At 58.3% G+C, this 12,377-nt stretch carries 23 protein-coding genes; all 23 read left to right on the top strand.

Features of this window, described 5'->3' with window-relative positions:
- The first annotated feature begins 30 nt into the window (after window positions 1–30).
- The 23 genes from PHA81_RS11385 (at window position 31) to PHA81_RS11275 (ending at window position 12,054) form a co-directional block, all read left to right on the top strand.
- A complete protein-coding gene (locus tag PHA81_RS11385) occupies window positions 31–300 on the top strand; it encodes a hypothetical protein (RefSeq protein WP_273836857.1) in 270 nt (89 codons plus the stop codon).
- 18 nt (window positions 301–318) lie between these two features.
- Window positions 319–1,179: a phage Gp37/Gp68 family protein gene (locus PHA81_RS11380; RefSeq protein WP_273836856.1), complete on the top strand. Its 861-nt coding sequence runs from the start codon at window positions 319–321 to the stop codon at window positions 1,177–1,179.
- A 184-nt stretch (window positions 1,180–1,363) separates the two neighbouring features.
- Window positions 1,364–1,834 carry a hypothetical protein gene (locus PHA81_RS11375; RefSeq protein WP_005046919.1) on the top strand — a complete coding sequence of 157 codons (471 nt, stop codon included), beginning with the start codon at window positions 1,364–1,366 and terminating at the stop codon, window positions 1,832–1,834.
- Window positions 1,831–2,220: a hypothetical protein gene (locus PHA81_RS11370; RefSeq protein ID WP_005046921.1), complete on the top strand. Its 390-nt coding sequence runs from the start codon at window positions 1,831–1,833 to the stop codon at window positions 2,218–2,220. The genes PHA81_RS11375 and PHA81_RS11370 overlap by 4 nt, the downstream gene beginning before the upstream one ends.
- Window positions 2,221–2,435: 215 nt before the next feature.
- Window positions 2,436–2,939, top strand: a complete 504-nt coding sequence (locus tag PHA81_RS11365) for a hypothetical protein (RefSeq protein ID WP_273836855.1) — start codon at window positions 2,436–2,438, stop codon at window positions 2,937–2,939.
- 95 nt (window positions 2,940–3,034) lie between these two features.
- On the top strand, window positions 3,035–3,265 hold the full coding sequence (locus PHA81_RS11360; protein WP_005046925.1) for a hypothetical protein: 231 nt from the start codon (window positions 3,035–3,037) through the stop codon (window positions 3,263–3,265).
- A gap of 90 nt (window positions 3,266–3,355) precedes the next feature.
- Window positions 3,356–3,784, top strand: a complete 429-nt coding sequence (locus tag PHA81_RS11355; RefSeq protein WP_005046927.1) for a hypothetical protein — start codon at window positions 3,356–3,358, stop codon at window positions 3,782–3,784.
- Between the two features lie 169 nt (window positions 3,785–3,953).
- Complete coding sequence (locus PHA81_RS11350; RefSeq protein WP_273836854.1) at window positions 3,954–4,604, top strand: response regulator receiver protein; 651 nt, start codon at window positions 3,954–3,956, stop codon at window positions 4,602–4,604.
- A gap of 313 nt (window positions 4,605–4,917) precedes the next feature.
- Entirely contained in the window at window positions 4,918–5,883 is a 966-nt protein-coding gene (locus PHA81_RS11345; protein ID WP_049910557.1) for a hypothetical protein, read from the top strand.
- A gap of 12 nt (window positions 5,884–5,895) precedes the next feature.
- A complete protein-coding gene (locus PHA81_RS11340; protein ID WP_080510353.1) occupies window positions 5,896–6,456 on the top strand; it encodes an NUDIX domain-containing protein in 561 nt (186 codons plus the stop codon).
- 52 nt (window positions 6,457–6,508) lie between these two features.
- The gene (locus PHA81_RS11335) at window positions 6,509–6,871 is read left to right on the top strand and encodes a hypothetical protein (RefSeq protein ID WP_005046936.1); all 363 of its coding nucleotides are present in this window, start codon (window positions 6,509–6,511) and stop codon (window positions 6,869–6,871) included.
- On the top strand, window positions 6,871–7,290 hold the full coding sequence (locus tag PHA81_RS11330) for a hypothetical protein (RefSeq protein WP_273836853.1): 420 nt from the start codon (window positions 6,871–6,873) through the stop codon (window positions 7,288–7,290). The genes PHA81_RS11335 and PHA81_RS11330 overlap by 1 nt, the downstream gene beginning before the upstream one ends.
- 83 nt (window positions 7,291–7,373) lie before the next feature.
- Window positions 7,374–7,721 (top strand): DUF6788 family protein, encoded by a 348-nt coding sequence (locus PHA81_RS11325; protein WP_005046941.1) that lies wholly within the window; start codon window positions 7,374–7,376, stop codon window positions 7,719–7,721.
- A gap of 419 nt (window positions 7,722–8,140) precedes the next feature.
- Window positions 8,141–8,350, top strand: a complete 210-nt coding sequence (locus tag PHA81_RS11320; protein WP_049910552.1) for a hypothetical protein — start codon at window positions 8,141–8,143, stop codon at window positions 8,348–8,350.
- Between the two features lie 13 nt (window positions 8,351–8,363).
- A complete protein-coding gene (locus PHA81_RS11315) occupies window positions 8,364–8,651 on the top strand; it encodes a hypothetical protein (protein WP_005046904.1) in 288 nt (95 codons plus the stop codon).
- A gap of 209 nt (window positions 8,652–8,860) precedes the next feature.
- Window positions 8,861–9,271: a hypothetical protein gene (locus PHA81_RS11310; protein WP_005046899.1), complete on the top strand. Its 411-nt coding sequence runs from the start codon at window positions 8,861–8,863 to the stop codon at window positions 9,269–9,271.
- The gene (locus tag PHA81_RS11305) at window positions 9,271–9,699 is read left to right on the top strand and encodes a hypothetical protein (RefSeq protein ID WP_005046898.1); all 429 of its coding nucleotides are present in this window, start codon (window positions 9,271–9,273) and stop codon (window positions 9,697–9,699) included. Before PHA81_RS11310 ends, PHA81_RS11305 begins: the two co-directional genes overlap by 1 nt.
- Entirely contained in the window at window positions 9,696–9,902 is a 207-nt protein-coding gene (locus PHA81_RS11300) for a hypothetical protein (RefSeq protein WP_005046897.1), read from the top strand. The genes PHA81_RS11305 and PHA81_RS11300 overlap by 4 nt, the downstream gene beginning before the upstream one ends.
- On the top strand, window positions 9,899–10,156 hold the full coding sequence (locus tag PHA81_RS11295) for a hypothetical protein (protein WP_005046896.1): 258 nt from the start codon (window positions 9,899–9,901) through the stop codon (window positions 10,154–10,156). Before PHA81_RS11300 ends, PHA81_RS11295 begins: the two co-directional genes overlap by 4 nt.
- Window positions 10,153–10,488 (top strand): hypothetical protein, encoded by a 336-nt coding sequence (locus tag PHA81_RS11290; RefSeq protein WP_005046895.1) that lies wholly within the window; start codon window positions 10,153–10,155, stop codon window positions 10,486–10,488. Before PHA81_RS11295 ends, PHA81_RS11290 begins: the two co-directional genes overlap by 4 nt.
- A gap of 69 nt (window positions 10,489–10,557) precedes the next feature.
- Window positions 10,558–10,887: a hypothetical protein gene (locus tag PHA81_RS11285; RefSeq protein WP_005046894.1), complete on the top strand. Its 330-nt coding sequence runs from the start codon at window positions 10,558–10,560 to the stop codon at window positions 10,885–10,887.
- 154 nt (window positions 10,888–11,041) lie between these two features.
- Entirely contained in the window at window positions 11,042–11,338 is a 297-nt protein-coding gene (locus PHA81_RS11280; protein ID WP_005046893.1) for a hypothetical protein, read from the top strand.
- Entirely contained in the window at window positions 11,335–12,054 is a 720-nt protein-coding gene (locus PHA81_RS11275; protein WP_005046890.1) for a hypothetical protein, read from the top strand. Before PHA81_RS11280 ends, PHA81_RS11275 begins: the two co-directional genes overlap by 4 nt.
- Window positions 12,055–12,377: the final 323 nt, after the last annotated feature.

Here is a 12,377-nt window from a genome sequence, read left to right as displayed (position 1 = left end):
GACGGATACCTGAAGCAACCAACGACAACCATGAGTTCGCATCAAATTAGAGCGGCGCACAACGGCCTCCACTGGACGATCGCTTTCGGCCCAGATGGAGCGGTCGTCGAAATCGACATCACGGTTGGAAACGACCTGTACACGCTATTCGAATGTACTTGCGGTGCCACATTCGAGGACAAAGACGAAGGGATCGCCCATCTGGAGGACATCGATAGCGACGAAAGCGGCGAAGAAGTCCGAGTATATCGCGAAGTCAAACCCCGTCCTGAAACGGCCGAGAGACGGGAGCAACGGTGAATCGGTGGAGGTCCAGCAATGCAGCCATCAGATATCGCGTGGACAGACTACACGTGGAATCCGACGCACGGGTGCTCGAAAGTCGAGCCACCTGATGGAGAGAGCGGCTGTACGAACTGCTACGCCGAACGACTCTCGCGACGGTACGACCACACAGAACACGAGTGGACGAACGAATATGCCGAAGAAAACGTCCAGACGAAACCCGAAAAACTCGACGAGCCAGCGTCGATCACGGCTTCCGCACCTGAAGACTGGTCAACTGCGGATCTTCCGGCAGGAAACCACCCATTGCGGGTGTTCGTGAACTCGATGAGTGATCTGTTCCACTCACAGGTTCCGGACGAGTTCGTCCAGAAAGTCTTCGCCTCGATGCGGAACTGTCCACACCACGTGTTCCAAATCCTGACGAAACGGCCGGGACGCGCTGCCCACATGCCGCTCGACTGGCCGCCGAACGTCTGGATCGGGACAAGTGTCGAGGACGACCGTGTGACCGAACGCATCGATCTGCTACGCGACTGTGACGCCGAGACGCTGTTCATCTCGTTCGAACCACTGATCGGACCGGTCGGAGAAGTCGATCTGGCGGGTATCGAGTGGGCGATCGTCGGTGGCGAGAGCGGTCCCGACGCAGATCGCCGAGAGATGAACCACGCGTGGGCACGAGCACTCCTCGAACAGTGCCGTCGCGACGATGTGCCCTTCTTCTTCAAGCAGTCGAGCGCTCGACGTCCAGAACAAGGAACTGCCCTGACAGTCTACGATCCCGAGTTCGACATATATGAACAGCGCGAGATACGAGAACTACCAGACATAGCCGAAGCAGTCGTCAACGCGCGGAAGCACACCCATGTCGATACAGAAACTGAGATGTGAATACTGTGGTGAATGGTTCGACGCCAACGAGACGGTGACCGTGGACATCCCGTCAGCGGGGCTGTTCCGGTGCCCCGAGTGCAGACGGTGGACCGAAGGAGTGGAGAAACGGTAGTCTCAGTATAGTTTTTCTTCCCCGAGAGCAGTGAGGGACAGCAACATCAGTTCTGTTCCGTGAACACCAATGGCAACACTACAAGCCGCCACCAGCTCGACGTGGAGTAGAGTCGATCCGGACGCCAAAAACCGAATCGAAGCAATCGCCGAGGAGTACGATTTCTGGGGCGCATTCGATGAACTCAACATCGACGTGAAGGAGAACTCCGATGGAGACACCATCATCAGTATCCACGGCTACGCATCGTTCGATCCGTCGAAACCCATTCATGATGAAGACGGGTCGGTCGTCGATCGCGAATACGGCCACGCCGAGGAGTTCCTCAAACGAATCGCGCCCCACCTCGAAGAGCAGCTCGTGATCGAGACAGTCGGCTACGAGAAGTGTCGCTTCCCGCTGCTTGCCGGCCAATGGAGCGTCTGGCCGGATGGCACCACTCAGTACGATTCGTTCGACCACAGCCCGGACAAGCCCGAGACGAGCGTGCAGGATGGCCAGTCGGACGACGCCGTCGAGTCCGGAGGCGTCGCCCAGTGAGCGAATCGACTGAGGCGGAGCGCCAGTTTTCGACCGGTATGGACGAGGCTCACGCGGCGGCCGCGGTAGCCAGCCATGAAGCGCCGGATCTCGATTTCCAGGGCGCTCTCGCTGCACTCCGCGAGGGCATCGATGGGTACGGCGACCGCATCCATGCAGGCGCGGCTGTCCTCCGAGCCACCGATGACCTCGACATCGAGACGGACCTGCTGACCCATCCGCGCGTCGAGCAGGCAGTGTGGCGATACGAGCATGATCCAGAGACGATCTGCCAGCAGATCGACCTCACCATCGAGCGCGAAGAGGCGACGGCCACCGTCGACGAGGTCGTTGCGGCGTTCCGCGTGGCTGCTGTCCGGCTCGACACTCCTATCGAAACCGATTGAGGGGAATGGTTAACAAACCTCCACTCCCCAAAGGATTCGACTACCCTACAGAGGTGAACGGGTGGATCCATGTACCGGAGTCAAACAAGAACGGCCACGTCTGGACTGGAGAGTCGGCACAGCGGTCGGTCGGTGTCTTCTCCGGCATCACCGACCGTGTCCGTGTCGCTGTCTTCGATGACCGTGTGAACGGATTCTGCAGCAAGATTCAGCCCGTGGAACGCTCGTTCGAAGTTGGCGAAACACAGGCTGAGGCGACGGCGTGGGGCGTCGAGCGCGCGGTCGCATGGATGGATCGTCACGCTCCAGATGAGTGGGACCACCCACACGTCGAAGAGGCGGTGTTCGATCCGCCGGTCGGATTCGTTCTCGATCGCTACTACCTGGAAGAGCGCGAGCACATCGTCTGCTACCGGCAGGAGAATGCCGAGAAAGCTGTCTGCATGGCGGGCGGACGAACCGCGGACAAAGAGCCGAGTCTGGAGACGCGAGCGTATCTCTACATCGAAGCGTGGCGCGGGAGCGGCAACGCGACGATCTCCCTCGCGCCGTGGCTGCGAGCGCACGACCACGAGAAGCACGAGGTCGTGGAACCGCCAGACGAGTGCGGGCTCGCCGTCGCCCTGAAACTGGCACGCGAGTGGGTCCGCGAGGAGGCCGGCCACACGCGGGACGCGCCCGAAGCTGGACAGAGCGGCCTCGAAACATGGTCAGAATGACCTGATTGGTGTACTCAGGTTCGATTTCTCCTGTTGAGAACCGACACTATCTCTATGGGGGTGAGCCAACGAATAACCACAACAGGAAGTGGCCTATGTCAGGAAATCCTCGCACGCCGCTGTCGGCCACAGCGAAGGAAGCTCTCGAAATCATCACGGATCCAATCCACGACCACGGGGGGAGGGGCTGTCCACAAGACGAAGTCCACCAGCTGTTGGCCAATCATGAAGCGTTCTCTCAGAAGCGGGCTGAGCGGGCGATCCACCAACTGCTGATGCGGGGTTACCTCTACGAAGTCGAGGGAAAGCTGTTCGTTACCCCCTGAACAGCCTCAAGCGGCACTCTTCTCCGAACAGCGAAGGCGATCATGATGCTCGATAGTTTGTCCTCCCCGGAGGGGTGGAGGATACTGACAATGGGCAACAACACAGTCAGCGACAGCACCGAAAAGACGACAACCGAAGAGCGAGTCACGATCACGCTCACCAATTATCCGATTCCAGTTGCCGAAGACGAGCGCGAAATCGGACTGGAGGCACTCGAAGACGCCATCAGCCAGCTCCTTGGCGTCAACATCGCATCGGCCGACATTACGGCGAGAGTCGGGCATCACTACGTCCAGATCGGCAACGACTGTCCGCGGTGTGGTGGCCTGCTCGAACTCCGCCAGTACACCTATTGCGACAATGGAGCCGTCGCAGAAGCTAACTGTGCCCACGCTCCCAAGTGTGAGTGGAGAGGCCGAGCCATCTATCGGATGATCGACCTTGAAAGCGGCCCCGTCGCGGATGTCGAGAGTGCCGTCGCCAACGGCGACATGACACCCTCGTATCACTCGTACTGACAAGGGTCGTTGACAGACTGGAATCACCGCATCACCCGAAATCATGCGGTTGAGACACGATCTTGCCCATGAACAACGGAAATGTGGTGTGTTCAGTCTGTTTCCGAATCGGGAATACAGGCCCACGACAGTGAACAAACATTCAAGTACCTGAGCAACAACTATCCAGTTGAAGACCAGACGATTCATGGACGGGACGACTACTGATAGCGAGAAAGTCGAACAGCTTACAGACATTTTCACCGATCTCACTGGTGCATCTTCCACCACCGAACGCCAACACGAAGATCGCTGGGCATCTGTCTCCGCGGACAACTCAGACGGTGACGAAACCATCCAGAGCATCATCCGCGAGATGATCGACGAGTACGGGATTCAGACCTCGCTCGACGAGGACGAACTCGTCACCCTCGTCCAGCAGTACCACGCTGGGAAGAGCGATACGCAGATCGCTCGTGCGCTCGGGTCGTCGAGCCGTGACAAGACGGTCGCTCGCGCCCGCATCAGTCTCCACCTCTTCCAGGAGACTGATTTCGACGCGCCGTTCGAGCTGTCGCGGCTACGCGAACTCCTCGATCAAGATACGCCGACCAGAGAGATCGCCGACACCCTCTCGGCGAGTAAGAGCACCGTTCGCGCCTACGCGCGTGTACTCACCGCTGAGACCGAAGCCGAACGAGCCGACCACGAGTACCAATCTCGGTTCGAGCAGATACTCACCGATACTGAGACGGACAGCGACGACACCGACCAGTTCAGCGAAACGGTGTCTCCGACCGCGTATGCGAGCGGTCTCGAAGATGCTGTTGGAAGCAGCTGATCAGCCAATAGCTTTATTAATATCTGGATATGTTTGTTGGATAGGGCAATAGCCCTACTGATGCCAAGCAGCGGATCGTTCCCTTCATCGAAACGGCACGGGAGTTGTTCCCCTTCGCCCTGCCGTATGTTTATTTGGCTGGTAGAGGAATGAGGTCACATCAATGGCAACTGAAGCGTTCAGAGCCCGCACGGACGACCGGCCTCCGCTCGCTCACCGAACCGACAGAATCGCCCTCCGGAACGAAACGAACACACCTGTCGTATACGTTGACGACGACCCACTGTTCTTCGCCGCGCCGGATGAAGAATCGATGAAACAATCGCCGCTGAAGCATGATATCGCCGATATTCGCCACCAGCACTACACCGTGGATGCAGACGATCTCGATGAGAGCGAGCGAATACTCCGAGAGATCGCCGATCAGTTCGATGCCGATACTGAGCAGAGATTCTACTACGGGATCGCGGGCGAACGAGCGCAGATTTGCGGGAATGGTCTTGAGGACTATTTTGAGGCGATAGCCAACTTCCGCACCACCTACAAAGACCTCGAAGAGCAGCTCGAACCTGCCGGAGAGTACCAACGAGACGGGTTTCCCCACCCACAGGAGTACATGAGCGTGAAGGCAGTCGGGCTCACGTATGTCGAGGGAGTGTGGCTGCGATTCACGACAAACCTCACTGAGAGTCCGGACGGGGAATACTACGGCTACACGACGCTATCGCTCACGATCGTCAAACAGCATGGCCCGCTCATGGCGAACTGGTTACAGGACCGACTTGACCATCCCGCGCTTGGCAGCCCCTCGTCAGTTGACCGGCAGAGCGTTCGGTCACAGGTGCATCTGCCGGTTGGCCCAGGACCACTCACCGATGTCAAACATCATCGTCTCATCGGCTTTCGCGGCCGTGACGAAACGGTTGAGTACATCTCCTGTGAGAATCCATACTACCGAGCAGAGCAGACAGCCCGCAGTGAGCAATACCACCGATTTAGAGACGCAGGTCTCCCTGACTGTGTGATTCCGCGACTCATTCAGATCGATCGCCTTCCACTCCGGCCGCGGGGCGGGTCCCACGGCATCGACGAAGACGTGTTCGTCGAGGGTGAGTTTAAAATCACGCAGTTCGGGTCAAACGCCAGGGGAGGAGGCGTCGCACTGTTTTCTGGCAAAACAAACCCGATACGAGAAGAGAAATACGCTAAGCGGGAAGCTGAACTGGCTGCGAGACGCGAGGAAGACAATCACGGGCTCCTCAACCGACTCACGCCCTGACACCGTCCTGGTATGTCAATACACACACCCAACTTCTGTCCCCGCTGCGGTACCGAACTGGAGCCAGACGAGTTCGATGGCGACACACGTGGCTACTGCTCGGTCTGCGAAACCCACGTATTTCACCTGCCGAGTCCAGCTGCGGGAGTAGTTGTTCTCGATGGCGACCGCGTGTTGTTGGTCCAACGAGATCGGCCACCGTTCGAGGGACAGTGGGAACTCCCCGCTGGCGTCATCGAGCACGGCGAGACGCCACGCGAGGCAGCAGCCAGAGAGCTCACCGAGGAGACCACACTCAATGTCACTTCGGATGCGCTCATACTCACCAAATCGGGAGGGCACGCTCTTGGAGCGACGAACGAGGAAGACGAAGAGGATGAGAATTCATCTGAGTCGGATGTGTTCGTCGTCGAGACCACCTTCGCAGTGAGTCGCAGCGAGACAACGGGCGAGCCGGCCGCTGGCGGGGGCGAACGCGCTGCGCGCTTTTGGCCGCTCGCAGAAATCCGCCCAGACCTTCGACCCGGCGAACACGAGCGAATTCGCCACTCGATACAGGCCCTCGACAGCTAAGACAGCCAGCAGACCCTGTTTTTCTGCGCCCGGAGCGGTGAGGCAGAAACAGATGAGCAAGCATTCAGATATCGGTATTCAGAGTCGATGGTTCACCATCGAGCTCACCATCTGCCAGTTCCGCGAGAGCTACTGGCCGGCAGCATACAGCGGTTCCAGCAGCGTGGATCTGTTCGTTCCACTTCCCGGAAACCGGACGTTGTGGGCCGCGGCGAGTTCACGGTGGCTCGCAGAACGACTTGGCATCGATCCGCTCGGCTCCGAAGCGCTCGCAAGCGTCGTGCCTGACCCGCCCCACAAATGCAAAGCAGAAGGGTGTGAATTCGAAACCGAGGACTACAGTGTCTTCCTCGCTCACGACGAACGCGAGCACGCTCCTGAAGCCAACCGTCACGCGGAACAGGAGGGTCGCTGATGGGAGTTCGTGGCCGATCGTCGGACGAGACAACCAAAACCTCATCTCGCATCAGAGAGGCGCTCGCAGACGCTCACGAAGAGTGGTCCATCGAGGTCGAAGAGGTTTCCGGGCGGGTGGTGATCGAAGCCGAGCGCAAGCAGTTTCATCCTAACGGCAGCAGTGCGGGAGCACTCGCGCTCGATCATCCGAAGAAAACCGGTTGGGAGGTCCTCGCACCGGGCAATCGGGATGTACGGTGGAAGGAGATGTACGACACCGGCGATGAAGCGGCTACCGCGCTTGCTGAGATCACGAACATCTTCGAAGCCCGCCGAACGATCAAGCACGAACGGCCTTCGGATTGGACGGTGCGCGCTTACTACAAAATCGAGACACTCCTGTTGGATAGTCTCAAGGACGACAACCAGACCATCTGATCGGAGCCAGGATGACTCGGCATCACTACCTTATGTAACAACAAGCATCCTTATGTAGGTCTAGATGTTACATAAGGTCAATCATGGCTTCAGAAGAGCCGCCGGCTGTCCCGGCTTCGCTACCGAAGTATCTCCGCAAGGGCCTCCCAAAGCAAGACCACGAATCGCTGCTGAAAATCCGCGAGTATATCGACGAACTCCTCGAATGGACCCAACAGCCGATCGACAACGACGAACTGCCGGACGCCGCCGATCCCGTCGACGAGGATGGGAGCAGTTCGAAGGGTGGGACCGTCGTGATGGAGAAAGTCACGTGTGGCGACGAAACCTGCAAGTGCATGAAGAAGGGCGAAAAGCACGGGCCGTACCAGTATCTCTACTACCGGAAGGCCGACGGGACGCTCACGTCCGAGTATATCGACAATCGGTGATTGCTCAGCGAACAATCCGTATCGGTCCCTCTACGAACCTTATGTAACAATACGGCAGGTGGAAGTGATGAAATGTTACACAAGGTGGCGAGAGACCACACCACTGCTTCCGGAGCAACTCGGGCTACACCCTCGTTTTTCTCTCCCGAGACAGGTGGAGGATTTCCACCATGGAAAGCCCGTCACAGCCCCCAACGAAGCAGGGCGTCGAGAACACAGACTTTCAGCAGCAGCCAGACACCCGGACGCTAGATCCAAGCGAACTCGCCACGAAATTCGGAGCAGTCTCCGAGCCGGAAAGCCCCGAAGAAGAATGTACAGCAGCACACCAAACGGGCGAGATGTTCGAAGGCGGCTACCGAGGGGATGGCCGATGAACGATCTCGTTTTTCTCGCCCAGAGGAGTGGAGGAATTCAACATGGGAAGCCTGTCCCGACACCGTGCGAAGCACCGTTTCAAGGAAGCTCTCGACCAGCGTCTCCCAGACAACCCCAGTCCGAGCGAGACGCATTCGGTCTACCGCGAGAGCATCAACGAACTCCTCGACATCGCCATCGACGTAGAAGAATTAGATGCCACCACCCGTCGTCTCGCAGCTGATCCCGACGCCATCGACTTCCCGAGCTGAGGAACTGATCACCATGCCCACAAAAGAAATCCTCGAATCCGAAACCGAAGCCGAACAGCACGATCTCTTCGCCCGTCTGACTCGACGGGAAGACGGCCGCTACGCCGTCGAGATCTCGCCGATGCTCCAGTCCGGTGGCCACGAAGACCAGTGGCACCTGGTCGGTGGGTCGGTCGGGTATGACGCGAGTGCTTTCGAGGCTGAGACCGACGCTCGCGACTACTTCGAAGACCTAACCAGCCTTTCTCACGAGGAGATGTGGGAGAAATACGGCGAGCGAAGGTTGTGGGCGAATCGGTAGCGATCCGACTTTCTGCTTTGCCTTATGTAACAGACGATGCTGCATAAGGGTACAAACGTTACATAAGGAACGAAACACCGCTGAACGCCACCGCAGCACTGGACATACCAGCACAACGACTCACTGTTTTTCTCCGTCGAGAGGAGTGAAGTGTCGACCGTATAGCACGCCAACAGACGACCGACTACCAACAGGAACCATCGACAGCCATGGGTACCAAACCGCAAGACTCCGTGTGGATCAGCCGCGAAACGGCCGAAACCACGCTCACTGAGTTGAACAACCTCCTCGACTACGCCGACGCCCAGATGGAAACCGGCGGTGTCAGAGCCGCCATGGACGACCTCTGGCACGCACTCGAAGACGACGATGATGAACCCCGAACGAGTGTGACGAGCAGCGGCGAATTCGACAAGCTCGCCATCGACGGCGTCGCGGATGGAGCGGTCGTCATCGACCACGGACGGTCGCCCCCACGAGCAATCATCACCACCGACGGCGGCGAGGTTCCGACGGACATCATTGAACTTCCAGCCGACAACGAGAGAAATACGGGAAAGAGCGAATCAGGCCCTGAAACAGTCGCTACCGACGGTCCGGCCAGTAGAGGTGGGAACTAATGCCGATCGTCGAAACCGAAGACCGCTACGACGGCGCGTTCGACGAACTCCAGTGTCCCGTGTGTGGCTCAGAGGACTGGACACATCTCGTTTTCCAAGGTGTGTTCTGTGCCGAGTGCAATACGCGCTGTCTCCTCCGCGACCCTGCCGGTGATCAAGGTTTCATCGTCAAGTTCGATAGCAAGTACACGTGGCTCACCGACGACGCCGAGATGATCCCTGAAACAGAGGAATACGGCGCTACCGCATCTGGCAAGTGGCTCGGAACTCCCAGTACTGGGTACGATCGCTACTGGTTCTCAGCCATGGCAGAACACCTCGACGACTACGACACCAACTGGAAGCCCGCGTGGGAACGAGAAGATGGCGGAAATGGCGAACCGAACTATCTCATCGAACTCCCGAGTAACGAGGTCGAAGCACGATGACAGACGCTTCTCAACGAGAGCACGGTCGCCGCCGGATCGAGCTGTCGCTCGTCCTCGAATTCGGCCCGGAGCAGTACCTTGGCACGGACGGTGAAGTGAACGAGGACATCATGCGCCGCGAAGCCCTCGATTACGCCGCCGAAGCAGCTCGAAACGGTGAATTCGACATCGAAATCTCGCTGATCGACGAGGTGGACGAATGACGTCAACCAACACGAAAGCGGCCCCAGACGCCGCCAAGCTCATCGAACAGCTCCTCGGTGGCGATCGGGATGTTCTCACGGACGCCGTCGGTGTCAGAGCGGTTGATGATCTCCAAGCAATCGAAGTGATCCACAGAGCAATCAACGGAGAGAATGTCATCATCCACTACAATCACTACACCGCCTACCAGTCGAATGGAGACGGATCAATGGATGAAATCGACATCTTCGCCACCGAAGCTACCGACCAATGAACGTCGAATACATCACTACAGACGGCGAGAGAGGCCGCTATACAGATGTGTCGTACTTCCATCAAGATCGCGACGGAGTCGGGTTCTTCAACGGTGCTGATCTCGGGTTCGTTCAGGAAGATACGTTCGTCACGTATGCTGGACCAGGCCACACCGGCGATGTTCCAGCGGCCGACGAAGAATCGATGGAAGACGTGATGGCCGAACTCCGAGCCAAAGAACACACCACCGACGGGATGCTGATCGTCGGCTCCGGTGCGCACTCTCCGGAGGAGTCATCAGAGAACGAGATGCAGGATGGTTCCTCCATCGAGAAACACCGAGACCAGTGACGGTCGGTCGGGCGGGACGAGACAATCGTCCTTGTTTTTCTTCCTCAAGAGGAGTGAGGAGATCCGACCATGGACGACACCATAGACAGCGACAGCACCGAGACGACTACCGATAACGAGAACGAACACGAACAAGAGCAAGACCATGACTGTCAGGAGCACCTCGAATACGTCGAGTACGAGCTAGTCGAAAACGGCTACGACGACATCTTCGTCTGTCCTATCTGCGAAGACGAGTACCGAATGGTGTACGTGCGGGCGTTCCTGCTCGACGGCGACGATTTCTCGCTCGTTGAAGAGTACACCGATAGTATCGAGAAGGAACTCAGACGGCTTCGCAACAACCAGGACGACGACACGGACGGAGACGGAGAAAGCACAGAACCAGCTGAAGCGTAGTTGATTCGCTTTGTCGGGTCCACAACCGCCACTTTCCAGTCCAATCATGAGCGAAACACAGACAGCAACAGCACCAGAGGCAGAGACAGAGGACCGAACAGAGTCAGAAGCCGATCCCGCTGCAGACACAGCCTCGATCCCACGAGAGCAGCAGATGGTATTCGGTGATGATGGCACGATCGAACCCGATGGTGATACCGTCGAAACCTCGCTCGAAGCCTTCGGCGCAGAGGTCGATCACAGCGAGGGGTCCGGGCGAGTCGCCAAACCGAGCGCGACCCAGTTCGGCGTTGACGACCGAGCGCAGGTTCCTCAGCGCCAGACCAACGAGGAGGGTGATCAGCGCTCGCTGTTCGCTGATGTCGAGAGCGATCAGCAGACACTCGGCGGGGAGGACGCCGCGAATCGATGTCTATTCGGAAACGGCGACGGCAGTGAGGACGACCAATGACCAGCGCGATCGATATCTTCGCACGAGCGTTCAATCGGATGCACAGGATCGACAATCCGCCAGTGGAGGGTGTTTGCGATTTCTGTTCTGGGCCGATCAGCGCTGGGGATCGTGTCGCAACCTACGTGAACGAGGCCGATCTCGGCGGATACGCTCAGCCGTATCCGGGAACGAAGCTGTACGCACACCGAACCTACTGCGAGGAGTGCAACCGCCACCACATCATCTATCCACACGAGGGAACGAGTGAGCTGTTGTTGGAAGCAACAGTACAAAAGGATGGAACCCACACGGACTGGGTGCTCCGGGAGTCCTCGCCAGACGATCACGGCGAACCGTGGGACGGTCACCGTGCGTTCGGGTTCGTTTTCGGTGCACTCTTCGACGGTCTGGCCGCCCGAGCGGCACTCCGCGAATGGACCGTCGGTCACGAGGATGTCGTCGATATGATTCGGCTTGGGGGTATCGACCTTCGCGAAGTGTTCGACGAGAACGGAGCGGTCATCGCGCCCGAGGAGAAACAACAGCGTATCCAACAGCAGGTTCTCGACCACCTCACAGGGGTGGGCCTCGAAAGTCACGACGACGCCTTCGACAGGCTACAAGACGAGGATCGGCCCGGCGCGTTCACCTGTCCGGAATGTGGCGCAGAAGCCGCGTACTGGGCAGGTGTCGAACACGACCCAGACTGTTCGTCGGGACCGGACGACGAGTAAACGTCTCCAAGACCATCGCCATGGCAGTCACCTGTAAGAACTGTGGCCAAGAGTGGGAACGCGATCCAGCGCTCGAAGTCGCGTGTCCAACCTGTACAGCCGATGTGGGCCAGAAATGTCAGCGTCCATCCGGACATCCCTGTCGTATCCATGCTGAACGCGACCGGCGTGTGCTCGAAGAGGTGTGTGACTACTCGATCTGTCCGGCCTCTGACGCCCCTGATCGTCCTGTTTGGAGTGCGGCCAACGAAGAAAACCACGGCGGAGAAACGCACCAAGCCACGCTTTTGTGATGCCCTATCGTCCGCTCTTCATCGATGATG

Source organism: Halococcus sp. PRR34 (genome assembly GCF_028617175.1).
Taxonomy (GTDB): domain Archaea; phylum Halobacteriota; class Halobacteria; order Halobacteriales; family Halococcaceae; genus Halococcus; species Halococcus salifodinae.
Note: the sequence above shows the minus strand (reverse complement) of the source record. Positions and strands in the feature narration are given on the sequence as shown.

Coding starts and splice junctions, on each gene's coding strand:
- PHA81_RS11385 (WP_273836857.1), top strand. CDS start 31: ATGAGTTCGCATCAAATTAGAGCGGCGCACAACGGCCTCCACTGGACG.
- PHA81_RS11380 (WP_273836856.1), top strand. CDS start 319: ATGCAGCCATCAGATATCGCGTGGACAGACTACACGTGGAATCCGACG.
- PHA81_RS11375 (WP_005046919.1), top strand. CDS start 1,364: ATGGCAACACTACAAGCCGCCACCAGCTCGACGTGGAGTAGAGTCGAT.
- PHA81_RS11360 (WP_005046925.1), top strand. CDS start 3,035: ATGTCAGGAAATCCTCGCACGCCGCTGTCGGCCACAGCGAAGGAAGCT.
- PHA81_RS11355 (WP_005046927.1), top strand. CDS start 3,356: ATGGGCAACAACACAGTCAGCGACAGCACCGAAAAGACGACAACCGAA.
- PHA81_RS11345 (WP_049910557.1), top strand. CDS start 4,918: ATGAAACAATCGCCGCTGAAGCATGATATCGCCGATATTCGCCACCAG.
- PHA81_RS11340 (WP_080510353.1), top strand. CDS start 5,896: ATGTCAATACACACACCCAACTTCTGTCCCCGCTGCGGTACCGAACTG.
- PHA81_RS11335 (WP_005046936.1), top strand. CDS start 6,509: ATGAGCAAGCATTCAGATATCGGTATTCAGAGTCGATGGTTCACCATC.
- PHA81_RS11330 (WP_273836853.1), top strand. CDS start 6,871: ATGGGAGTTCGTGGCCGATCGTCGGACGAGACAACCAAAACCTCATCT.
- PHA81_RS11325 (WP_005046941.1), top strand. CDS start 7,374: ATGGCTTCAGAAGAGCCGCCGGCTGTCCCGGCTTCGCTACCGAAGTAT.
- PHA81_RS11320 (WP_049910552.1), top strand. CDS start 8,141: ATGGGAAGCCTGTCCCGACACCGTGCGAAGCACCGTTTCAAGGAAGCT.
- PHA81_RS11315 (WP_005046904.1), top strand. CDS start 8,364: ATGCCCACAAAAGAAATCCTCGAATCCGAAACCGAAGCCGAACAGCAC.
- PHA81_RS11310 (WP_005046899.1), top strand. CDS start 8,861: ATGGGTACCAAACCGCAAGACTCCGTGTGGATCAGCCGCGAAACGGCC.
- PHA81_RS11305 (WP_005046898.1), top strand. CDS start 9,271: ATGCCGATCGTCGAAACCGAAGACCGCTACGACGGCGCGTTCGACGAA.
- PHA81_RS11300 (WP_005046897.1), top strand. CDS start 9,696: ATGACAGACGCTTCTCAACGAGAGCACGGTCGCCGCCGGATCGAGCTG.
- PHA81_RS11295 (WP_005046896.1), top strand. CDS start 9,899: ATGACGTCAACCAACACGAAAGCGGCCCCAGACGCCGCCAAGCTCATC.
- PHA81_RS11290 (WP_005046895.1), top strand. CDS start 10,153: ATGAACGTCGAATACATCACTACAGACGGCGAGAGAGGCCGCTATACA.
- PHA81_RS11285 (WP_005046894.1), top strand. CDS start 10,558: ATGGACGACACCATAGACAGCGACAGCACCGAGACGACTACCGATAAC.
- PHA81_RS11280 (WP_005046893.1), top strand. CDS start 11,042: ATGGTATTCGGTGATGATGGCACGATCGAACCCGATGGTGATACCGTC.
- PHA81_RS11275 (WP_005046890.1), top strand. CDS start 11,335: ATGACCAGCGCGATCGATATCTTCGCACGAGCGTTCAATCGGATGCAC.